Annotated in this window: 13 protein-coding genes; 10 read left to right on the forward strand and 3 right to left on the reverse strand. The window is 75.0% G+C overall.

The features are described from left to right. Nucleotides 1-209: 209 nt before the first annotated feature. The 6 genes from ACYQ8Q_RS04380 (at nt 210) to ACYQ8Q_RS04405 (ending at nt 13,281) form a co-directional block, all read left to right on the forward strand. A complete protein-coding gene (locus tag ACYQ8Q_RS04380; protein WP_460062074.1) occupies nt 210-1,064 on the forward strand; it encodes a DUF4132 domain-containing protein in 855 nt (284 codons plus the stop codon). Beyond that, nucleotides 1,061-6,085, forward strand: a complete 5,025-nt coding sequence (locus ACYQ8Q_RS04385) for a hypothetical protein (RefSeq protein ID WP_460062077.1) — start codon at nt 1,061-1,063, stop codon at nt 6,083-6,085. The genes ACYQ8Q_RS04380 and ACYQ8Q_RS04385 overlap by 4 nt, the downstream gene beginning before the upstream one ends. Nucleotides 6,086-6,135: 50 nt before the next feature. Further along, nucleotides 6,136-7,305: an ATP-binding protein gene (locus ACYQ8Q_RS04390; RefSeq protein ID WP_460073164.1), complete on the forward strand. Its 1,170-nt coding sequence runs from the start codon at nt 6,136-6,138 to the stop codon at nt 7,303-7,305. A 5-nt stretch (nt 7,306-7,310) separates the two neighbouring features. Next, nucleotides 7,311-10,943 carry a vWA domain-containing protein gene (locus ACYQ8Q_RS04395; protein WP_460062078.1) on the forward strand — a complete coding sequence of 1,211 codons (3,633 nt, stop codon included), beginning with the start codon at nt 7,311-7,313 and terminating at the stop codon, nt 10,941-10,943. After that, nucleotides 10,940-12,670, forward strand: a complete 1,731-nt coding sequence (locus tag ACYQ8Q_RS04400) for a hypothetical protein (RefSeq protein ID WP_460062081.1) — start codon at nt 10,940-10,942, stop codon at nt 12,668-12,670. Before ACYQ8Q_RS04395 ends, ACYQ8Q_RS04400 begins: the two co-directional genes overlap by 4 nt. Before the next feature lie 68 nt (nt 12,671-12,738). Beyond that, the gene (locus ACYQ8Q_RS04405) at nt 12,739-13,281 is read left to right on the forward strand and encodes a DinB family protein (protein ID WP_460062082.1); all 543 of its coding nucleotides are present in this window, start codon (nt 12,739-12,741) and stop codon (nt 13,279-13,281) included. On the opposite strand, the gene ACYQ8Q_RS04410 is transcribed toward ACYQ8Q_RS04405, so the two are convergent. Together ACYQ8Q_RS04410 and ACYQ8Q_RS04415 are read right to left on the reverse strand one after the other, a co-directional pair. After that, nucleotides 13,241-14,722, reverse strand: coding sequence for an alpha-amylase (locus ACYQ8Q_RS04410; RefSeq protein WP_460062084.1), 1,482 nt, complete (start codon nt 14,720-14,722; stop codon nt 13,241-13,243). The two genes, ACYQ8Q_RS04405 and ACYQ8Q_RS04410, sit on opposite strands and share 41 nt — an antisense overlap. Further along, complete coding sequence (locus tag ACYQ8Q_RS04415; protein WP_460062086.1) at nt 14,719-17,418, reverse strand: MGH1-like glycoside hydrolase domain-containing protein; 2,700 nt, start codon at nt 17,416-17,418, stop codon at nt 14,719-14,721. Before ACYQ8Q_RS04415 ends, ACYQ8Q_RS04410 begins: the two co-directional genes overlap by 4 nt. Nucleotides 17,419-17,638: 220 nt before the next feature. Between ACYQ8Q_RS04415 and ACYQ8Q_RS04420 the strand changes: the two genes are divergently transcribed. From ACYQ8Q_RS04420 to ACYQ8Q_RS04430, 3 genes are all read left to right on the forward strand, one after another. After that, entirely contained in the window at nt 17,639-19,027 is a 1,389-nt protein-coding gene (locus tag ACYQ8Q_RS04420; RefSeq protein ID WP_460062087.1) for a hypothetical protein, read from the forward strand. Nucleotides 19,028-19,089: 62 nt separating this feature from the next. Further along, on the forward strand, nt 19,090-20,340 hold the full coding sequence (locus ACYQ8Q_RS04425) for an AAA family ATPase (protein WP_460062090.1): 1,251 nt from the start codon (nt 19,090-19,092) through the stop codon (nt 20,338-20,340). Between the two features lie 14 nt (nt 20,341-20,354). Then, nucleotides 20,355-21,614: a vWA domain-containing protein gene (locus ACYQ8Q_RS04430; RefSeq protein WP_460062093.1), complete on the forward strand. Its 1,260-nt coding sequence runs from the start codon at nt 20,355-20,357 to the stop codon at nt 21,612-21,614. A 199-nt stretch (nt 21,615-21,813) separates the two neighbouring features. Here ACYQ8Q_RS04430 and ACYQ8Q_RS04435 read toward each other — a convergent pair whose 3' ends face one another. After that, complete coding sequence (locus ACYQ8Q_RS04435; RefSeq protein ID WP_460062095.1) at nt 21,814-22,467, reverse strand: cyclase family protein; 654 nt, start codon at nt 22,465-22,467, stop codon at nt 21,814-21,816. Between the two features lie 108 nt (nt 22,468-22,575). Between ACYQ8Q_RS04435 and ACYQ8Q_RS04440 the strand changes: the two genes are divergently transcribed. Further along, complete coding sequence (locus tag ACYQ8Q_RS04440) at nt 22,576-23,166, forward strand: hypothetical protein (protein ID WP_460062098.1); 591 nt, start codon at nt 22,576-22,578, stop codon at nt 23,164-23,166. Nucleotides 23,167-23,187 lie beyond the last annotated feature (21 nt).

Raw genomic sequence — 23,187 nt, forward strand, 5'->3', positions numbered from 1 at the left:
CACCGGGACCCCCGTCGGCACCGACGGGGGTCCCGTCGTTTTCTCGCCTCCGGACCGGACCCGCAGACCCTGTTCTCGACGGGGTCATGACAGGAATCCGCGCAGGTCACCACCTGTTCCGCCGTCAGATCGGCGTCTGCCGGGACCCGTTGTCAGTGGCCTGTTCTACAGTTCCCGTCACTTGATCGATGCGGGTGCGGGAGGCACGTATGGGGTGGGTGTCGGCCGGCGACTACGAGGTCGCCCTCGACGACGGCAAGGTGGTGTGCCGCAACGCGGCGGGGCGGTTGTTGAAGTCCGTACCGCCCAAGATCTCCGACGATCCGGCGGTGGTGGGACTGCGCCAGCTCGTCGAGTGGCTGGAGCGGCACGAGCGGCAGTGTCTGACCGATGTGGAGCGCTGGATGGTGCGCTCGCTGCCGGTGCCGATCGCGGTCGTCGCCCGGGTGTGGCCCGACCCCGCCTGGCAGGCCGCGCTGCGTGACCTGGTGGTCACCGGCGCCGACGGCGAGGTGGCCGGGTTCCTGCGGGACGCCGACCCCGAGCGCGGCCTCGGGCTGGTCGACCTCGACGGCGACACCGTGCGCATCACCCCCGACCTGGTCCGGCTGCCGCACCCGGTCCTCCTCGACGATCTGGAGGACCTGCGGGAGTTCGCCGTGGAGCTCGGTGTGGAGCAGCGCGCCCAGCAGCTCTTCCGCGAGGTGTGGCACCGGCCGGCGACGCTGGACGCCGAGGGCACCTCGGTCGAGGAGTACGCGGGCGGCGCGTTCAAGGAGCAGCGGTTCCTGCACGGGCGGGTGACCCAGCTCGGCTACCGGGTGCGCGGCGGCAACGCCGTGCACTCCGTCCTGGAGGACGGGCGCACGGTCGAGGCGCGGGTGTGGGTGGGCGACTACGAGAGCTACGAGGAGTCCGAGACCGGCCCCCTGACGTTCACCGATCCGGCGGGCCGGGTGCTGAAGCTCGGTCAGGTGGGGCCGGTGGCCTGGTCGGAGGGCATGCGCATGGCGGCCGCACTGTACGCGGGGCGCGACATCGAGGACGAGGAGCGGGCGGCATGACGACCTACGACGAGAACACCGCGGGCACCCTGCTCGACGCGGGCGCGGTCCTGCCGCAGGGCAGCACGGACCGCGAGGACGCCGACACGCTCACCGTCCGCACGTACACCCACCCCGGTCTGGACGACCGGCGGATCGTCCGGCTGGTGCCGGGCACTCTCGGCGAGGCCGAGGACCTCGCCCTGGACTTCCTCGGTCTGGTGCGGGACGCGGAGGTCCCCGAGGTGGGGCAGGTGCGCCGGGTCACCCTGGGCTTCCCGGCCTGGGCGCTGGTCAACGACCCGGCCAACGGCCATCACGCGCTGGCGCTGGTCAGGGACGTCGAGCGGCTCGCCCGCCAGGCCAAGTCCCGGCCCGGCACCGCCAAGGACGGCTTCGAGGAACTCGGCACCCGGCTCGGCCGGGCCGTGCCGCACTTCCTGCCGACGTTCTACGAGCAGGCGGCGCGGGTCTTCCTCCAGCACGAGAACACGACGTACGCCGCCGCCTTCTTCGGCAAGGCGCGCGAGGCCGAGCGGGTGCACGCGCTGACGGTGGACGAGGAGCGGCAGCGCGCCGTGTTCCTGGAGTTCGCGTTCGCGGGCGCTCTCACCGTCAAGGCGCTCAAGGAGCATGTGAAGGCACTCGCCGCGCGGCTCAGCCCGGCTGACGCCTGGACGCAGTTCCGGCAGCTCACGGTGGAGCGGTGCGCGGCCGGCATGCCGCCCTACGCGTCGCTGCCGCAGGACGCGCGCGGGCTGATCAAGGCGGCGGGTCTCGACCGGGTCACCGAGGAGTGCGGGCTGGTCGGCGACCTGCTGGCGTCGCCCGCGGCCGTGCGGGCTCCGGCGTCCTTCTGGAACTCCTACCGGGCGACGCTCGTCGTGCTGGCCGAGCGGGAGCCGGAGGTGCGGCGCCGGCTGCTGGAGATCATGCCCGCCGGTCTCGGCCGGTCCGTCGGGGACGACGAGTTCTGGCTGGCGCTGCTCGTGGAGTGCGGGGCCGACCTGCTGCTGACCGGTGAGTCCGGTGCCCGGCCGGACGAGGCCGGCGCGGTCGACGCGGCGGACTGGCTGACCCGCTGGGCGCTGCATCGCAAGCACGGTGCCAACATCTGCGACCGTTCCGCGGCCACTCTCGCGCTCGTGGCGAGGATGGCCCCCCGGCTGCGGGCCCAGGGCAGGGCCGTCGACATCGTCACGGGACGCTGGCACGCAGGTGCCGACCTCGACCTGCTCGATCTCTGCCTGGCCGAGGGGATCCCGCTGGCGCCGCCCCCCGGGGACGAGGTCGTGTACCTCGGTCTTCAGCGCTGGCTGAGCGAGGACCGGGCCGGCCGGCGCGATCTGACGGCGACGGCGGCCGACGCACGCTTCCGGCGCCTGCTGTACACCGAGATCGGCACACAGAGCGGCAACCGCCCGGAGGCCGCACTGCTCCAGGGCATCGCCGCCCACCCGGTGCTCAGCGACGTCCTGCGCGAGTGGCTGCGGGACGCGGCCGGGGAGCTGACCGCCGCCGTCGGCCTGCCCGCCGCGCGGGCCGCGCTGGAGCGGATGCAGCCCTTCCGCGGTGTGGCCGCCGAGGTGGCCCCCGACGCCGTGGCGCGGGTCGCCGCGCACGAGGCCGCCCCGCTGCTCGGGCACACCCTGCGCGCCGGTCTCCTCGACGAGCTGGGCTGGCCCGCGCTCGACGAGGCGATGCGCCGGATCGAAGCCGAGACCAAGCCCCGGCGCGACCAGGACAAGACGGTGACGGTCCAGGAGGCCTGGCCGGCGCTGATCGTCCACCGGGGCCACAAGGTGTTCGTCGTCGGCCCCGAGGAGATCCTGCTGGAGCACGACCTGCGGCTGCCCGTGGAGCTGGGCCAGTGGAACCGTCCGTCGTTCCGCTACGCGGACGGCGAGCTGCTGGTGATGTGGCGGGAGGACGGCAGGCAGCAGGGCTACTGGTCCGCCCGCGCGGCCGATGTGTTCCCGCTCGGCGGCGAGGCGATCCCCTACTACTGGTACGGCTCCGGCCACGCGGGCGCCGCCTCGATCCCGCTGCCCGGCGGGGGCCGGGCCACCGGCGGGCGCACCCTGCACGCCGGCGACACCGTGCTGCCGGCGGGCCGCCGCATCCTGGGCGACGGCACCTCCTACTGGCGTCAGGGGCGGCAGGGCCGGCAGCAGGTGTGGCTGGAGTACGACCCGGCCACCGGCACGCACGGCCGCGCCTCGCTGCCCGGGTTCGTGCAGGGCGGTGTCCGGGAGGACGCCACGCTGAGCCCGCAGGACTGCGAGGTGCTGCCGCTCCAGCCCGGTCTGGAGCACAGCCCGTTCGGCACCGACGGCACGGTCCTCGGCCGCTGGGTGCGGACCGAGGGCGAGGGCGCCGAGGCGCGCACGGTGGTCGGCACACCGGACGGCCGGACCGTCGCCGTACCGCAGAGGGGCGGAGCGTCCGGCGTCCCGCTCGGCGCGCTGCGGCTGCCGGGCGGCGCCGAACCCGTCGTCGTGCGCAAGCAGCAGCACGTCGCGCTGTACGCGGGCGGCGACACCTCCGCCGCCGGTGAGCTGGGGTATGTGGCACCGATGCAGCACGGCAACGAGTTCGCCGCCGGCACCCGGTTCGTGCCGCCGGTCGAGTTCTGGCACGCGCTGCGCCCGCGCGACGAGCGGGCCTCCGCCGTGCTGCGCGCGCTGACCGACGAGCGCGTGGCCGAGGTGATGCGGGCTGGGGCCGAGGCACTGGCGGAGCGGCAGGCGCGGATAGCCGAAGCCGCGGCGGTCGACGGAACGGACGACGCCAAGGCGGTCGTCCCGGCGGCCGACGAGGTCCTGCGGACGGTGGTCTCGGCCGCCCTGCCCGACCTGGGCGACGAGCGGCTGGTCACCGGAGTGGCGGCGCTGGTGCGCGCGGCGCTGCGCTTCGACGAGTCGACCGCGGTGTACGTGAAGCCTCCGGCCGACCGGCCGAAGCAGGACCCCCGCCGCACCGAGGGCATGTTCGCGGACTACAGCCCGGAGTACGGCGACGACACCACGCTGAAGGAGGCGGTGAACGGCCTGGCGGGTCTGCACGGCTGGTGGGGCGGCACCCCGCGGTGGAGCGCGCTGCGGCAGATCCGCGCCGTGAACCATGTGCTGTCCGGCGAACCCGCCGACGGCAGGCCGCTGCCGAAGGCCCTGCGGACCACCGGGGCCCAGGACGGCTGGACCAGTGACGAGTTCACCGTCCCCGGCGACGGCGCGCAGTGGCTGTCCGTCCTGGACGAACTGCGCCCCCTCGCCTACCGGGCGGCGACCCCGGCGACGACCGAGACGCACCGGGCGGCGCTGCTCCTGCTGTTCGAGGCGATCGCGGAGGGGCCGCTGGCCGCTCCGGGCAAGCCGCTGCGGCAGGTCGTGCTGAGCGAGCCCCACGACAAGCAGCAGCGCGTCGGCCAGGTGCTGCGCCGGGCGGACCGCACGGTCGTCGTCATCGGCTCCCGCAACGTCGACGAGCACAACCGGATGCACTGGGTGGCCCTGGACCACGGCCCCGCCGACGACCGCGGCGCGATCGCCCACTTCACCCTGGAGCAGGAGCACGCGCATCCGGCGGTGTACCCCGCCGAGACGCTCGCCGCTGTCACCCGGCTCGTCCGGGACAAGGGCCCGGCCCCCTGGCAGCCGGAGGCGGTCGATGCGCTGATCACCGCGAGCCGGGGCGGACTGGGGCCCGTCCAGGCGGCCCTGCTGCTCGCGGGCCGGCCCTCGCAGCTCACCGACGAGGTGGTCGCGACGACCGGGCTGAAGCCCCGCCAGAAGGAGCTCGGCGACACCCTGCTGAACTCGCTGGAGCCGGGCAACTGGAAGCCGATGGTCGGCGCGCTGCTGCCCGAGAACCCCGCCGACCTGTGGACCAGCGGGCCTGACGCGGAGGCGGTGGGCCGCATCTGGAAGCGGTGCCTGGCCGACGTCGTCCGGCTGCCCGAGGACCTGGCCGCCGAGCTCTCCCTCGTCTTCCTGCCCCTCGGCTCCGCGTACGAGGTCCTCAACCCCCGGCACACCCCCTGGATCAGCCGCACCACCGTGCAGCGGGTCGACAAGGACGGCGCCCTGGTCGCGGAGGACCCGCAGGCGCTGCCCGGCCGGTACGGGTTCACGCAGGCCGTGCACGCCCTGGCCGGCCTCGCCTACGCGCTGCCGTACGGGCACCCGTTGCGGGCCGTGCTGCCGGAGAGCCTCGCCGCGCTGCGCCGCCGGGTCGCCGATCCGGGGCTGCTGCTCGACCTGGAGCTGGCCTGGACGGCGGACGCCGGACCGACCGCCGTCGCCCTGCGCAAGGCGTACGGGATGCCCGCCACCGGCGGCGCCGACCAGGACGGGTCGACCCGGGCGGGCGAGGCGCTCGTGTTGCGCCCCTGGTACGGGGACCAGGAGACGGTGCTGGTGCGGCCCGGCGCCCTCACCGGTGCCGACGACCCGGTGTTCGGACTGCTCGAAGGGATCGTCGGGCCCGGGCGCGGCCAGGCCATGGGAGCCCTGAAGACCCTCCTCGACGACGACCTCGCGCGCGCTCTCGCGGTCGGCGTCGACCCCGAGGGGCCCACGGGGCATGCGCAGGACCCGACGTTCAGCGTGCCCGCTCTGGTCGCCGAGGCCGCCGAGCGGCACGGTCTCGGCGCGGACGCCGCGGCGCTGTATCTGATGCTGCTCGCCCTGCCCGACCCGACGGACCGCAACTGCGCCCGCTGGACCGGTTGGAAGCCCGCGCGGATGAAGAAGGCCCGCGTCGAACTCGCGGCGACCGACCTGGTCGTGGAGGCCAAGCGGGCGCGCGCCGGACGCACCCTGTTCCTGCCGTGCGGCTGGCTGGACCTGAAGTCCAGGGGTGCGCTGCCGGTGGAGCTCTGGAAGCGGAGCCTCTACCCGCTCAGCGGATACGGACGCGCCGTACCGCTGCTGCCGGTGGCCGAGCTGTACGAGAGGGCCTGGGACCGGGTCCGCACGGGTGACGCCCCGGCGTACGAGGAGCTCACCACCCGCGCCACCCGCAAGGGCCGCCGCCGATGACCACCGTCCCGTCCCCCGCCGTCCCGTCCCACCTGGAAGAACGCACCGCGATGACCACCACCCCGTCCCCCGACACCGCCCGCCAGATCGTGCCTCCGGAGGAGCGGTACGCCGTCGAGCTGGCCTTCCTCGCCGCGTACGACGACGGTCCGCGCCCGCCCGCCTGGCGGCTCACCCCGCGCGCGGTCGTCACCTTCGTCATGGGCAGCGACGGCCGGGCCCTGAAGCTGCCCGACGACGCCGAGGCGCCCGCGGGGGTGCCGCGCCGGCTGGTCGTGGAGGGCAAGTTCGTCGGCGATCGCGCCCTGGTCGAGCGGTGTGTGGTCACGCTCGCCGGGGAGCGGGGTCTGCTGCTCGTCGGCGAGCCCGGCACCGCCAAGTCGATGCTGTCCGAGCTGCTGTCGGCCGCCGTGTGCGGGACCAGCGGACTGGTCGTGCAGGGCACCGCGGGCACCACCGAGGACCAGCTCAAGTACGGCTGGAACTACGCCCTGTTGCTGGCTCAGGGTCCCAGCCCGCAGGCGCTGGTGCCCTCGCCGGTGCTGACCGCGATGCGCCGGGGCGGTATCGCCCGGGTCGAGGAGGTCACCCGGTGTCTGCCGGAGGTGCAGGACTCGCTGGTGTCGCTGCTGTCGGAGCGGCGGATCGCGGTACCCGAACTGGCCGGCACGGACGACGCGTTGGCGCATTCGGCACCCGGCTTCAACCTCATCGCCACGGCCAACCTGCGGGACAAGGGCGTCTCGGAGATGTCCGCGGCCCTCAAGCGGCGCTTCAACTTCGAGACGGTCGGCCCGATCCCGGACCTCGACGCGGAGACCGCGCTGGTGCGCAGTCAGGCACGGGCCTCCGTGGAGCGGGCCGGGGCGCCGTTCCAGGTCGACGACGCGGTGCTGGAGGCGCTGGTCACGGCGTTCCGGGACCTCAGGGAGGGCCGGTCGGCGGAGGGCTGGGAGGTGGAGCGGCCGTCCACCGTGATGAGCACCGCGGAGGCGGTGTCCGTGGCGGGCGCGCTGGGGCTGGCCGCGGCGTACTTCCCGGGCGACCGTGATGTGCTCGGCCTGCTGCCGGGACATCTGCTCGGTGTGGTCCGCAAGGACGACCCGGCCGACGCGGCCCGGCTGCGCGGCTACTGGGACGGTCCCGTACGGCGCCGCGCCGAACAGGGCTCCGCCACCTGGCGGACCCTGTGGGACCTGCGCACGGTCCTGGAGGGCTGACGGCCGTGTCGCACTCCCAGGGGGTCGCCCCCGACACCGCGGCCGAGCCGGGCAGCGGGCCCGGCTCGCCCGACCGGGCGCTCGCCGCTCTCACCGGCCCCGGCGCGCCCTTCCTCATCGGGGTGCGGCACCACGCGCCGTCCCTGGCCGCGGCCGTGCCCGCGCTGCTCGACGCGGCGCGGCCGGACGTGGTGCTCGTCGAGCTGCCGGCCGAGATGCAGGAGTGGCTGCCCTGGCTCGGGCACGAGGAGACGCGGGCGCCGGTCGCCCTCGCCGCCGCGCCCGGGGACGGACGGGGCGGCTCCGGGCCGGCCTTCTATCCGTTCGCCGACTTCTCGCCCGAGCTGGCGGCCGTGCGGTGGGCGGCCCGGTGCGGTGTCCCGGTGGTCGCCTGCGATCTGCCGCTCGCACACCGGGCCTGGGGTGAAAGGCGTGGTGGCGTGGCGTCCGGGGAGTCCCTCGGGCTCACCTCCGCGCTGCGGTCCCGGCTGACGGGGCGCCCCGGGGACGATCTGTGGGACAGGCTCGTCGAGGCCACCGCGCCGGGGTCACCGCCGGAGGCACTGCGCCGGGCGGCCCTGCTGACGGGGTGGGCGCTGCGTGAGGATGCGGCCGCCGCGGGCGGGGTGCCGGAGCTGGATCTGCGGCGGGAGCGGTGGATGCGGGCCCGGATCGCCGAGGCCACCGCGGGCGGCCGGCGGGCCGCTGTGGTCGTCGGCGCCTTCCACGCACCGGCGCTGACGGAGCCGGGCGGCGGGGAGGGAGGGGAGGGAACGGAGATCGACGCGGGCATCTCCGGCGCTTCAGGTGCCGGTGCCCCAACTGCTCGCGCCTCCCGTGCCGGTGCCCTCACCCCCACCGACTCCCCCGGAAGCACCCCTTGGACCACCTCCCTCATCCCCTACACCTACGCCCTCCTGGACGAGCGCTCCGGGTATCCGGCCGGTATCCGCGACCCGGAGTGGCAGGACTTGGTGCTGCAGGCGGGCGGGGAGCCCGCCGCGCTGGAGGAGGCGCTGACGCGGGCGGCCGTGCGGGTGTGCGCGGAGCTGCGAGGGCTCGGGCATCCGTCCGGGCCCGCCGACGCCCGGGAGATCACCCGGCTCGCCTCGGACCTGGCCCGGCTGCGCGGACTCCCGGCGGCGGGCCGGGGCGAGCTGGTCGAGGCGGTGCAGACGGTGCTGGCCCAGGGGGAGCCGTACGGGCGGGGCCGGGCCGTGGCACGGGCGATGGAGCGGGTGCTGGTCGGCACCCGCACCGGACGTCCGGCCCCCGGCGCTCCGCGCAGCGGCCTCGCCCCGGCGGTGGAGGCCGAGGTGACGGAGCTGGGCCTGCCCGGGCCGGAGGGCGGTCCGGGCACGGCCGCCAAGGATCTGCGTCTGGACCCGCTGCGGTCCTACCTGGACCGGCGCCGTGAGCTGCTGCTGCGTCGGCTGACGGTGTGCGGGGTGCCGTACGGGGAGGCGAAGGAGGTCGCCGCGGCGGGCGGTGCCGAGGCGCTGACCTCGCGCTGGGAGGTGCGCTGGACGCCGGCCACCGCGGCCATGCTGACCGCGGCCGGGGTGCGCGGGGTGACCGCCGCCCAGGCCGCCGAGGGGGTGCTGCGGGAGCGGCGGCGCGCGGAGCGGGACGAGGGCGGGTCGACGGGCGCCCAGGTGCTCGACGGGCTGGCGCGGGCCGCGGAGTGCGGACTGCCGACGCTGGCGGACGAACGGCTCGACGATCTCGCCGAGACCCTGCCGCAGGCCGGCACGCTGCCCGAACTCCTCGCCGGGCTGGCCCTGCTGGACCGGGTCCGCGCCGGTCATGTGGCCGGGCTCGGCGCCGACGACGGCCGTACGGCGCGGGCGGCGGCCGTGGCCGAGCTGCTGACATCGGCCGCGGTGCGGCAGGTGGACGGTCTGACGGGTTCCGAGGAGACGGCCGACGCGCACGCCCTGCTCGAACTCGCCCATCGCGCGGACCTGCTGGGCGGGATCCGGCTCGCCGACGCCCTCGCCCGGCTGGCCGCCGAGGGCTCGCCGCTGATGCGCGGCGCCGCCGGGGCCGTACGGGTGCTGCTCGGGCAGGAGGACGCGCGGGCGTTCGGGGACCGGGTGGCCTCCTGGGTGGACGGTGCCGTGGACACCGACGCGCGCTCGGCGCTGGCCGCCCGGCTGATGGGGCTGCTGACGGCCGCGGGGCCGTTGCTGGAGGCGGCGGCCGACGCCCTGGATCCGCTGCTGGGCCGGGTGGCCGAGCTGTCCGACCGCGCGTTCCTGGACCGGCTCCCGGCGCTGCGGGGCGGTTTCGACACGCTGAGCCCGGCGGCCCGGGACCGGCTCCTGTCGGCCGTGGAGGAACGCCTCGGCACCGACCGGGTGGCCGACACCGGCGGGGTGGACCCGGCGGCGCTGGCCGCCTGGACCCAGGCCGATCTGGCGGCCCACGCCGCCCTGTGCTCCCTCGGCCTGCTGCCCGCTCCGGAGCACGGAACCGAGGAGGTCACCGAGGAGACCGCCCCGGTTCGCCGGTTCAAGGAAGGCGAGCGACAGCTGTCCCCCGCCGACCGCTGGCGGCTCGTCCTGGGCCGGCGCAAGGAGCGGCTCTCCGCCTCCGCCGCGCCGCTCGCGACCGCGCTCGACGAGCTGTACGGCAGCGGGCGCGGCGAGGGCAGCCGGGGCGATCTCACGGGTGCGGGCGCCGGGGGCGGCCGGGAGGCGCCGTATCCCGGGGTGCGGGAGTGGTCGGAGGAGCTGGCGGCGCTGTTCGGGCCGGGCATCCGGGAGGAGGTGCTGGCGGCGGCCGCGGCGGAGGGCCGCAAGGACGTGCTGACGGAGCTGGACGCGTCCGCCGTGCGGCCCTCGGTCGAGCTGCTGCGCACGGTGCTGAGCCATGCGGGCGGGCTGCCCGAGGCCCGGCTGGCCGCACTGCGTCCGCTCGTCCGGCGGCTGGTGGACGCGCTCACCCGGGAGCTGGCCACCCGGCTGCGGCCCGCGCTGCACGGAACGGTCCTGCCGCGGCCCAGCCGGCGGCCGGGCGGCGGGCTGGACCTGCCCCGCACGCTGCGGGCGAACCTGGCGACGGCCCGGCGCGGCCCGGACGGCACGGTCCGGGTCGTCCCGGAGCACCCGGTGTTCCGCACCCGGGCACGCCGGGCCGCCGACTGGCGGCTGATCCTGGTCACGGACGTGTCGGGGTCCATGGAGGCGTCGACCGTGTGGGCGGCGCTCACGGCGTCGGTGCTGGCGGGGGTGCCGACCCTGTCCACGCACTTCCTGGCCTTCTCCACGGAGGTCATGGATCTCACCGGGCATGTCGAGGACCCGCTGTCGCTGCTGCTGGAGGTGAGCGTCGGCGGTGGCACGCACATCGCGGCGGGGCTGCGGCACGCGCGCGAGCTGGTGTCGGTGCCCTCGCGCACCCTCGTCGTCGTGGTCAGCGACTTCGAGGAGGGCTATCCGCTCGGCGGGCTGCTGGCCGAGGTCCGCGCCCTGGTCGGCGCGGGATGTCATGTGCTGGGCTGCGCGAGCCTCGACGACACCGGGCGGCCGCGCTACTCCACGGGGGTGGCGGGTCAGCTCGTCTCGGCGGGCATGCCCGTGGCCGCCCTCAGTCCGCTCGAACTCGCCCGCTGGGTAGGGGAGAAGATCGCATGAGCACGAGTCCGCAGCTGCCTGCGGTCGTCCCGTCCGTGACCGCCGAACTCGTCGAGGCGCTGTCGCCCCGGCTGCGCAAGCGGCTGGACGCGGGCGTCGCCAAGCTGGCGGGGCGTCCGGTCGTCCGCGACGGGGACACCGTGCGGATCGCGATCGACGACGACACCGATCTCGTACTGCACGCCCCCGACAACACGGTGACCGGCGTGGACGCCGTCCGCTGCGGTTGTCTGCTCGCCCCGGACTGTCTGCACCGCGCGGCGGCGGTCTCGGCGGCGCCGGTGGCGGAGGAGGTCCAGGCGGCGGCCGGGGAGACCGCGCGGCAGCCGTCCCCAGCGGCTCCGCAGCCGGCGCCGGAGCCCGAGAGTCCCTCTCCCGGCCAACTCGACGCCGTCCGTGCCGTCTTCGAGGCGGCGGCCGCCGTGCTCGAGGCCGGTACGGACGGGGCGGGGGCCGTGCTCCAGGCGGAGCTGCTGCGGGCCGCGCACACCGCGCGGCTCGCCGGGCTCCCCCGGGCCGCCTCGGCGGCGGTCACGGTCGTGACCGGGGTGCGCGCGGCGCGCTCCGCGGACCCGGCCTACCGGCTGCCCGACCTGGCGGAGGCGCTGCGGACGGTCCTGGGCGTGGCGCACCGGCTGCCGGGGGCGGCCGGGGCCGAGCTGGTGGAGCTGCGCGGGACGGTACGGCAGCCGTACACGCCGGACGGTTCGCTGCGGCTGTACGGGCTGTTCTCCGAGCCGGTACTGACGGCGACCGGGTACGCGGGGGCGGTCACCTGGACCGCGGACGCGGAGGGCCGGCTGTACACCGTGTCCGACGTGGCGCCGGGCGGTGCGGGCCGGGCCGCCGGCGCCGCCGACCGGACCGTGCGGATCGGCGACACGGCCCTGACTCATCGTGAGCTGTCGCGCGCGGGGCTCGCCGTGTCCGGCGCGACGGTGTCGCCGACCGGACGCCTCGGCGCGGGAGCGGGGGTACGGGCGGTCCGCGCGTCCGGCGTGGACTGGCGAGGGGGGCCGCTGGAGCGGCTGTGGGCGGTGCCCGTGGCCGAGCAGGTGCGCCGCGCCCTCGCCGGCGGGCCGCACGACCTGCTCTTCCTCGAGGTCACGCTCGTCGGCACGGTCCGGGAGGCCACGGGTGACTGTCTGGTGGCGGACTGCGAGGGGCTGGCGCTGCGGCTGGCCGCGGCGCACGACGATCCGGCGCTCCCCCATCGGGAGAACCTTCGGCTGCTGGCGTCGGCCGTCGGCAGCCGGCTGCGGGTGATCGCCCGGCTGGCGCCGGGGCCTCTCCCGCGTGCGCTGCTGCTGGCCGCCGAGCACCCGTCCCAGCCGGGCGTGCGGGTCGATCTCGGTCTGGACCGGCTCCAGCGGGCCGACCTGCCCGCTGCGGCCGGACCTCCCGCCGCCGCTCCCGTGCCGGACGAGGCTCCGCTCCACCTGCTGCGGCGCCGGGTGCACCAGGCGGTGTCCGGGGGGCGCCGGGTGCTGGCCTTCCCCGGCGGTGCGGCGGGCGATCCGGCCCGGTTGCGCCGTTCCGGGTTCGCCACCGGGGCGGCCGTGCTCGACGAACTGCACGCGACGGCGGCGGACCGCACCCGGGACGCGTTCGGCCGGCTTCTCCCGGCCGACACCCCGCGCTTCGCCCGGGCCTGGCTGGCGGCGGCCTGCTACACGGGAGAGGTGGAGCGCGACTTGTGCGCGACGGCGTGGGGATCGGGAAATTAGGTCGGGATCTGACCTCGATGGCTCCTAACGTGGTACTCGACCGCGGAACCACACGGGAGAAGAGGACCATGACCGACTCCACCGCCACCCCCGCCCAGGCCACCACCGGCGAGCGCGCCGACCTGCTCAAGGAGCTGGCCGCCGCCCGGCACTTCCTGCGCTTCACCACCCGTGACCTCACGGACGAGCAGGCCGGGCAGCGGACCACGGCCAGCGAACTGTGTCTGGGCGGGCTGATCAAGCACGTGACCTCGACGGAGCGCGGCTGGACGGACTTCATCGTCGAGGGTCCGTCCGCGCTGGGCGACTTCGACGCGATGACCGAGGCGGACTTCGCCCGGCGGGCCGACGAGTTCCGGATGCTGCCGGGCGAGACGCTGGCGGGCGTGCTGAAGGAGTACGAGGAGGTGGGCCGCCGTACGGACGAGCTGGTCGTGTCCCTGCCCAGCCTGGACGTGGACCACCCGCTGCCCAAGGCGCCCTGGTTCGAGCCGGGCGCCCGCTGGTCGGCACGCCGGGCGCTGATCCACATCATCGCCGAGACGGCCCAGCACGCCGGTCACGCCGACATCATCCGGGAGTCCCTGGACGGGGCGAAGAGCATGGGCTGACCTCGAAGAGATGGGCCTGCCAGGGCTCCAGGGCGACGAACAGGCCCGGGTCGGACAGCTCGTCGCCCTCACGGTCGTACGACCGCGCGGTGAGCAGGTCGGTCAGACGGTGGGCGTGTCCGCGCAGCCCGTCCCAGGTCAGGGGGATCCTCGCCTGGGACGGGCGGTCCGAGTGGTTGACGACGACCAGGTGGCGGGCGTCGGGGGCCGTCCAGGTCCAGGCGAGCAGCCGGGTGTGGGTGTCGTTGTCGGGCCAGCCGGTCGGGGTGAGCCGCCGCCACTCGCCCCGGCGGACGCGGGCCGCGGCGGGCAGCAGTCGGGCGTAGAAGTCGCGGAGCGAGGCGTCGACCGGTTCCTCGGGCGCACGACGCAGGAACACGGGGAGCCGTACCGCCCGCCCCTCGAACTGGCCCTCGTGCCAGAGCGTGGCGCCGGGCAGGGTCGCCACGGACACGGCCGCCGCGCGTCCCCGGCCGCCGGGCAGGGCGATGGCGGCGCGTGGCTCGTCGTGGTTCTCCAGGAAGCGGACCAGGCCCCGCTGGTAGGCGAGTTCGGCGCCGAGATGCGCGCGGACCGGTCCGGCGTCCTCGTGGACGAGCCGGTCGTAGAGCCGTTTGTCGTAGCAGTGGTCGAAGCCCTGCTGCTGGAGGGCCCATTCGAGGTCCCAGTACGCCTCCGCGACGAGGAGCAGGCCGGGGTGGCGGGCGCGCACCCGGGGAAGGACGTACGGCCAGAAGTCCTCGGCGGGCGCGGATCCCGCCCGCTCGCCCCAGGTCTTGGCGAAGACGTCGTTCGTCATCAGCATCGCCATGTCGCAGCGCACACCGTCCGCCTGGTCGCCGATGGAGACGAGCGTGTCGACCGCGGCCGCGCGCAACTCCGCACTGAAGGCGTCGAGTTGGACGACGTCCGGCCACGGCGGGAAGTACGGGTCGCGCCCCCGGGCGAACACCCGTCCCGCCGCCTCCAGATACCCGTCGGGGTCGCGGGCCAGGTCGTCCGCCGTGCCCCGGATCAGGCGTTCGGGGTGCGCGGCGAGCCAGGGGTGGTCGGGGGCCACGTGGTTGGGCACGTAGTCCAGGATCAACCGGAGTCCCCGGGCGGCCAGTTGGGCGCGGGCCCCGGCCAGTCCCGCGGGGCCGCCGAGGGACGGGTCGACGACGTAGTCGCGGACGCAGTACGGGGATCCGGCGATGTCGTCCTCGGTGAGATCGGGCAGGGCCTCGCGGAACGACCTCAGGAGGTGCTCGTCGCGCAGGGCGATCCGCAGGCCGGCCGGACTGCGCTCCCAGACGCCCATCAGCCAGACGGTGTCGACGCCGGGCCGGGCGATCTCGTCCCAGATCTCGCCAGGCACCTCGCCCAGGGTCACCCGTCGGCCGAGACGGCGGCCCAGTGCGTCGAGCCACACCAGGGTGTTGATCTCATGGATCACGGTCATGACAGCGGCTCCCCTCGCTCGCCCGGCGGGGGTTCGAGCGACGCGCGGCCGCCGCGCCGCCAGTCGTCGGCGTCGATGGTGTGGAACAGGGTGGCGATCGCCGCGACCAGTCCGGTCCAGCCGGTCTGGTGGGAGGCGCCGAGGCCGGCGCCGTCGTCGCCGTGGAAGTACTCGTAGAACAGGATCAGGTCCTTCCAGTGCGGGTCCTTGGCGAACTTGGCCTGGGCGCCGTGCACGGGGCGGTGGCCGTCGGCGTCGCGCAGGAAGGTGGCGGTGAGCCGGTCGGAGATCTCGCGGGCGACCTCGTAGAGGTTCAGCGACCGGCCCGACCCGGTCGGGCACTCCACGGTGAAGGTGGGGCCGTGGTAGTCGTGCAGGTTCAGCAGGGCGCGGATGATCAGGACGTTGACGGGGAACCACACCGGGCCGCGCCAGTTGGAGTTGCCGCCGAACATGCCGGTGTCGGACTCGGCGGGCAGATAGCCGACGCCGTACGTCTGCCCGTGCACCTCGAAGGTGTACGGGTGCTCGGCATGGTGGCGGGAGAGGGAGCGGATGCCGTACGGCCCGAGGAACTCGTCCTCGTCGAGCATCCGGGCCAGGACGCGGCGCAGCCGGTCCTCGCCGAACAGCGCGAACAGGTACCGGCCGTCGGCTCCGGACCCGAGGTCGTGCTGCTCGACGACAGCCTCCACGGCCGGGTGTCGCCGGATGAACTCCCGAGCCCCCTCGACGAGTTGGGGAAACGCGCGATCGGCCCGGCCGCCGATCACGCTGGTCGCCGCCAGCGGTATCAAGCCGACCAGGGACCGCACCTTCAGCGGGGTGGCGCTGCCGTCGGGCAGCCGCAGCACGTCGTAGAAGAAGCCGTCCTCCTCGTCCCAGAGGCTGGCGTTGTCCCGGCCCATGCGGTTCATGGCGACGGCGATCCACGCGAAGTGCTCGAAGAGCATCTGCGCCTGCTCGACGTAGACCGGGTTGTCGACGGCGAGTTCGATGGCGATGTCGAGGAGGTTCTGGCAGTACAGCGCCATCCAGGCGGTGCCGTCGGCCTGGTCGAGGTGGCCGCCGGTGGGCAGGGGCGCGCTGCGGTCGAAGACACCGATGTTGTCGAGGCCGAGGAAGCCTCCCTGGAAGACGTTGTTGCCGTCGGTGTCCTTGCGGTTGAGCCACCAGGTGAAGTTCTTCGTCAGTTTCTGGAAGGCGTTCTCCAGGAAGGCGCGGTCGCCGTGGCCGGTGCGGCGCTTCTCCAGTTCGTACACGAAGAGGACGGCCCAGGCGTGCACGGGCGGGTTGACGTCCCCGAAGTTCCATTCGTACGCCGGGATCTGGCCGTTGGGGTGCAGCGAGAGGCGGCGCAGCAGCAGGGCGAGCTGGTCCTTGGCGAAGGCGATGTCGACCATGGCGAGGGCGAGGGTGTGGAAGGCGAGGTCCCAGGCCGCGAACCACGGGTACTCCCAGGTGTCCGGCATCGACATGATCTCGTCGTGGACCATGTGGTACCAGCCGCTGTTGCGGATCCGGGGGTCGGCAGCGAGGGGGTCGACACCGTGTTCGGCGAGCCAGCGCTCGACGTCCAGGTGGTAGTACTGCTTGGACCACAGCATTCCGGCGAGCGCCTGGCGGACCATACGGCGTTCGTCGTCGCCCATGGCCTCGGGGGTCAGGGCGTCGTAGAAGACGTCGGCCTCGGTGCGGCGCGCGTCCATGACCTCGGTGAAGTCCGCCCAGGGAGCGGGCAGTTCGATGTCGGTCAGGCGCAGGCGGACGGTGGCGCTCCCGCCGCCGGGGACGGTCAGGACGTGATGGACGGCGGCCTTGGTGCCGGTGCGGGCCGGGTTGACCGCGGTGGTGTCGCCGTGGACGACGCGGCGGCCGATGCCGTCCTTGACGTACGGAGTGGTGTTCGGGCTGCCGAAGATCCGCTCGTCGTCGGTCTCGTTGTCGGTGAAGAGCGGCTCGCCGCCCTGGTGGTGGAGCCAGCGCGGGCCCAGGTCCTCGTGGTCGGCGCGGACGACGCCGTCGCCGGTCGCGCGCAGGGCGGGGACGGCGGTGCCGCCGGCCCAGGACCAGGTGTGCCGGAACCAGAGGGTCGGCAGCAGGTGCAGGGTGGCCTCGTCGGGGCCCCGGTTGTGCGCGGTGATCCCGACCAGCAGATCCTCCGGGCCGGCCTTGGCGTACTCGACGACGACGTCGAAGTAGCGGTCCTCGTCGAAGACTCCGGTGTCGAGGAGTTCGTACTCGGCGTCGCGACGGCCACGCGCCCGGTTGGTGTCGACGAGGTCGGCGTAGGGGAACGCGTTCTGCGGGTACTTGTAGAGGTGCTTCATGTACGAGTGGGTGGGCGTGTTGTCGAGGTGGAACCAGTACTCCTTGACGTCCTCGCCGTGGTTGCCCTCGGCGTTGGTCAGGCCGAACATCCGTTCCTTGAGGATGGGGTCGCGGCCGTTCCACAGGGCCAGCGCGAAGCACAGCCGCTGCTTGTCGTCGCTGACCCCGGCGATGCCGTCCTCGCCCCAGCGGTAGGCGCGGGAGCGGGCCTGGTCATGGGTGAAGTACGACCACGCGTCGCCGTCCGCGCTGTAGTCCTCGCGGACCGTGCCCCACTGCCGCTCGCTCAGGTACGGGCCCCAGCGCCGCCAGGGCGCCGCGCCTGCGTCGGCCTCCGCGAGCCGCTGCCGCTCGGCGTCGGTCATCGTCCGTCCTCCTCACGCACCGGCACAGGTCTCCACAGTCGGACGCAGCGGACCGGGCCGCAATGACTCGGAGGCCGTCGGTGAGACGGAGTGGGCCGTACGGCTGACACCGGCCGACGGAAATGGTGTGGCGGGCCGTGGCGACGATCCGTACGATCATCGCGATGACTACTCCTTCTGTTCGCAGATGGGGGGACCCGTCCGCGCAAGGTGAGTGCTGATGCCCACTCACACCGCGAACGGGGATTCCCGGCTCTCCTTCTGGCGGCGCGTGCGCGAGTTCGCCGTCCCGCCCTCCATGATCGACGCGGCTACCGCCCGCCGGCTGACCGGTGACTGGGCGGGGGCCTGTGCCGCCGCGGGCATCGACGTCGACTTCACCCTGCGTTCCGTGGCGCGGACCCATGGCCGCCCGCTGGCCGCCCGGGTCCGGGCGGACCTGCGCCGGCTGGCTCCCGACCTGCTGCGCTGGCACATGCCGAGGATCGCGCCGGACGGACTGCTCCGCCCGGCGCTGACCCTCTCGCTGGTCCGGTACGACCCCGAGGGACCCGGCGGTGCGCGCCCGGTGCATCTCGTGGTGCGGACGGCGCCCGCCTGGGCGGACGCCGGGCAGCGGATGAGCCTCGGCCTGTGGGACGGCTCCCGTCCGTTGGACCGTGCCTGGCACCATCCGCATCCCTGCCCCGACCGGCGCTTCCGACTCGACCTGCACCGGCATCTGTGGGACGCGGAGCGGGCCGGTGAGCTGGGGGCGCGGGTGCTGGGCGCCGGACCGGAGCCCGGTGTGGACCCCGCGCTGGTGCCGCCCGGGTTCGGCTGTGCCGTGGGCCGTTGGGCCGACGAGGCACGGCTGCTGCTCGCCGCCGAGGGACGGCCGGACGGGACGGGCACGGTCCTCGTACGGCTCGGCGGGCGGCGTCGGCTGGCCCTGGAACCGGCCGCCCACGCGGTCGGCGGCGGGCCGAACGCGCTGCGGATCACCGGGGCGCCCACCGGCGGCGGTGTGTCCGCTCTGCCGGTCCTGCCCGACGCGGCCACCTGGACCCTTCCCGACCTTGAGCTGCTGCGCACCGGCGCGCTCGACGCCGGACTGCTGCATCCCCTGGTCGCCGCGGCGCTCGTACCGGATCGTTCACCGCCGTCCCCGCCGCGGAGCGACGATCCGGTGGGGCGGGCGCGGCTCGTGGAGTGCCGGGGCGCCCGGCATCGCATCGGGCTCGTCGACGGCGTGCTCGCCGCGCTGGACCACGACCCGGACGAGATCCGGCGCGAGGAGCTGCTGGCCGCGCTGACCGGCACTCCCCTGCCCTGTCTCCAGGCCATCGACCGGGCGCACCGGCACCCCGACTGTCTCGACGGCGTCCGCGAGCGTCTGGCCCACGGGGACATCGCCGGTGCGCTGGCCGTGGTCGAGGGCCTGCTCGGCCCCGGGGCGCCGCTGCGGGACGGCGCGTTGCGGGACGCCCTGGAGGAGGCCGCCCGGCGGCGGATCACCTACGGGCTGTTCCGGGCGGGTCTCACCGGGCCCGGGCCCACCCGGGTCCGCCCGCGGGACCGGCGCCCCCCGCACCTGCGTGCGCATCCGCGTCACACCACCACCCGCTGATCAGAAGACCTTCCCTGTCCCTCTCCCCCTCGGCTCACCCCGACCCAAAGGTGATCACACTCATGCCCACGAGCACCCCCTTCGCCCTGCCCTCCGCCGACCCGGCCCACGGCTCCCGGCTCGACGTGGCCGCCGACCTGCTGGCCCTGCTGCGCGAGGCCGGCACCGAACCGCGCCCCGACATCCAGCTGGAGGCCCTGACGCTCGCCGTGGCGGCCGACCTGCCCGTCCTGCTGTGGGGCGAGCCTGGCATCGGCAAGACCGCCGCCCTGACCCAGCTCGCCGCCTCCCTGGACCTGCCGCTGACCACGGTCATCGCGAGCGTGCACGAACCCTCCGACTTCTCCGGGCTGCCCGTCGTCGGGGACGACCCCGCCGAGCAGGGCGTCCCGCTGGCCCCGCCGGACTGGGCGGTGCGGCTGGTGCGGGCCGGCCGGGGGCTGCTGTTCCTCGACGAGCTGTCCACCGCCCCGCCGGCCGTCCAGGCCGCGCTGCTCCGGCTGGTGCTGGAGCGGCGGATCGGCGCCCTGCGGCTGCCGCCGGGCGTGCGGATCGTGGCCGCCGCCAACCCCCGGTCCTCCGCCGCCGACGGCTGGGAGCTGAGCCCTCCGCTGGCCAACCGGTTCGTGCACCTCCAGTGGCACCACGACCACGAGGTCGTCGTACGGGGCCTCGGCGGGACCTGGCCGGAGGCGACCCTGCCCCGGCTCGACCCGGGGAAGCTGCCGCAGGCCGTGGCGTACGCGCGGCGGGCGGTGTGCGCCTTCCTCACCGCGCGCCCGCCGCTCGTGCACCGGCTGCCCAGTGGCGAGACCCGCCGGGGCGGACCGTGGCCGTCGCCCCGGAGCTGGGAGATGACCCTGCAGCTGATCGCCTTCGTGACGGCGGCCGGTTCCTCGCGGGACGTGCTCTCCCTGCTGGTCCGGGGCACGGTGGGCGACGGTCCGGGGCTGGAGCTGCTGGCGAGCCTGGACCGGCTGGACCTCCCCGACCCCGAGATGTTGCTCGCCGACCCGGCGGGCGCCGAGCTGCCCGAGCGCGGGGATCTGCGGCAGGCCGTGCTCGACGGTGTGGTGGCCGCCGTCCGGGAACACCCCTCCAAGTCCCGCTGGGACGCGGCCTGGGCCCTGCTCGTACGGGCGGTGGAGACGGGGGCGCCGGATCTGGTGGTGGTCCCGGCGACGAGCCTCGCCGCGCTGCGCTGCCAGGAGTGGCAGGTGCCGGCCTCCATCGAACAGCTCGCCGGGGTCGTCTCGCTGTCCCGGCGGGCGGACCGGGCGGCGGCACGGGCGGCGGCGCCGGCGAAGGCATGAGGGGGACACGGCCGATGAGGGACGTGCATGACGTGGATGACGGAGTGGTCACACCGGCGCCCCTGGACCGCGAGAAGCTCTTCAGCGCCCGGCTGCACGCCGCACGGGCCCGTCCGTACCTGGCGACGGCGCTCTTCGCCCTGCATGTCGTCGAGTCCCGGCGGGTGCCGACGATGGGCGTCGACCGGCACTGGCGGTGCTATGTCTCGCCCGCGTTCGTGGCGCGGATGCCGGTGGAGGAGCTGGCGGCGGTCTGGGTGCACGAGGTGTCGCACCTGCTGCGCGACCACCACGGGCGCAGCGACCGGGTGGCCCGGGAGCGCGGTCTGACCGGCCCCGGGGAACGGCTGCGGATGAACATCGCGGCGGACTGCGAGATCAACGACGACGCCTACGGCGACGGGCTGGTCCGGCCCTCGGGCGCCGTCGACCCGGAGTTCCTGGGGCTGCCCGAGGGCAGGCTGATGGAGGACTATCTGCGCTGCTTCACCCTGGGGGCACGCACCCAGGACCTGGCCTGGCTGGACTGCGGCAGCGGCGCCGACGGGCTGGCGCGGGAGTGGGACCTCGGCCCCGGCGGCGCGCACGGGCTGAGCGACCAGGAACGGGACGCCGTCCGGTTCCGGGTGGCGCAGGGCATCAAGGGCCGTCCCGGGAACGCGCCCGAGCAGTGGCAGCGGTGGGCCGAGGAGGCCTTCCATCCGCCGCAGCCCTGGCGGGAGTTGCTGGGTGCGGCGGTCCGCTCGGCCGCGTCGGGCGCGGGCGGGGGTGAGGACTACTCGTACGGGAGGCCGTCGCGGCGCTCGTCCGGGGTGCCCGGTGTCGTCCTGCCGAGCCTGCGGCGGCGGCCGCCTCAGGTGTCCGTGATCATCGACACCTCGGGGTCGGTCAGCGACGCCGAACTGGGCAGCGCGCTGCTGGAGGTCGCCGCGATCTGCCGTGCCGTGGGCGGGCGGCGGGACCTGGTGACCGTGCTGCCGTGCGACGCGGACGCCCCGTTCACGCACTCGCTGTGCCGGAGTGAGGGGATTCCGCTGGTGGGCGGCGGGGGCACGGATCTGCGCACGGGCTTCGCGAGGGCGCTGCGGACCCGGCCCCGGCCCGATGTGGTCGTGGTGCTGACGGACGGACAGACACCGTGGCCCGAGGCGCGCCCGGCGTGCCGTACGGTCGTGGGGCTCTTCTCGCGGCCCGGGGGCTCCTGGCGGGAGAACGACCCCGACTACGTGCCGGACGCGCCGCCCGAGTGGGCGCGGGTGGTGGACATCGGGTGAACGTGGAGCTGGAGCCGGGGTACGTCGAGGACTCCGGTGACCACTCCCGGGGCAAGGCGCCTGGTCCGCATCAGGTGTGACGTGGGAGCGTCCGCGCCCAGTGCCCGCGGAACGCCTCCTCCAGCCACCAGGCGCCCCGGTCCGAGGACCTGGTCGATCCCGGCCGCGACCAGTGCCCGCCCCACGGCCTCGGCGACGTTCACGCCCGCTCCACCAGCGCCAGCACCCGCGCGGGCGCCCCGGACCCGGTGACGATGGGCAGCGGCCCGGCGACGACCACGCTCCCGGTGGGCGGGAGCACGGCGAGGTTCCGCAACTGGGTCAGCCCGTACTTGTCGCTGCCCATGAGGTAGGAGTGGCAGGGGAACGCCGGGTCGAAGGAGTGCCCGGCCCCGGCGTCGGTGCCCACGGTCTCCACGCCGAGGCCGATCACCGGTGACTCCCGCGCCACCCAGCGGGCGCAGTCGGGGGACAGGCCAGGGGTGTGCGGGCCCGTCCCGTCCCCGTTGAGGAACGCCTCCTGGGAGTCCGCGCGGGCGTCCCAGCCGGTGCGCAGCCGGCTCGCGGGCACGGACGCCACGTCGGCGAGGTCCTTGCCGGTCACCCAGTGGTTCGGGGCGTCGAAGTGGGTGCCGGTGTGCTCGCCGCTGCGGAAGTTGCTCCAGTACCAGGCCGGTCCGCGGTCGTCGTACCTGCTGATCTCCTCCAGTTCGAACACCGCGGTCTGGCCGAACGCGGGCGGGAGCCGGATCACCGGGGTGGCGGACGACAGCGGCGCGGTCAGGTCGACGACATCGATCGACCCGCCGCGCAACCCCGCCACCAGCGCGGCGAGAACGGACGGCTGGGGCATGGCGCCTCCTGGGGGAACGCGCAACCGCCGCGGCACTCGCGGCTCAACTCACGGCATGGCACCCTGATGTGACGCCCATTCAGCGATCGACACGCGGGGAGGGACGTCATGTTCGCCAGGGGGACGGCCGCGGGCGCGGCGGCGGTGTGCGCGGTGGGTGTCCTGTCGTTGACCGGCTGCTCCTTCGAGGACCGCGGCGAGGACACGGCCGGAGCGACGGCCACCGCGAGCACGCCCTCGGCGAGCACGTCCTCGGCGTCCCCTCCCGCTCCTCCCCCTTCCTCGTCGTCACCTCCCGGCTCTCCCTCCCCCTCGCCCTCCGCGACGGCGCCCGCGCGCCGCACTCCCGTGCCCGTCACCGGTCCCGACCAGAAGCTGGTGACCATGACGATCACCGGCGGTTTCGCCGGGGTGCACCAGGAGGTGATCCTGCGGGGCGACGGCACCGTCCGCGTCACCGACAAGGGCACGTCCCGGGTCCGGCGGACGACCGCCGCGCAGTTCCGGTCGCTGCGCCTGCTGCTCGGGGATCCGGCGCTGGACGACGTCCCCTCGTTCACGATGAGCATGGGGACGTACGACGCGTTCCAGTACACGCTGCGGTTCGGCGGCCGTACGGTCATGACGGACCGGTCCGGCGAGGAGCCCGCGCTCGACCGGCTCATCGACGCCCTGGACGACTGGCTGCCGAGGACGTGAGCGCCGATCCCGCCTAGGCTG

Source organism: Streptomyces sp. YKOK-I1 (assembly GCF_054660435.1).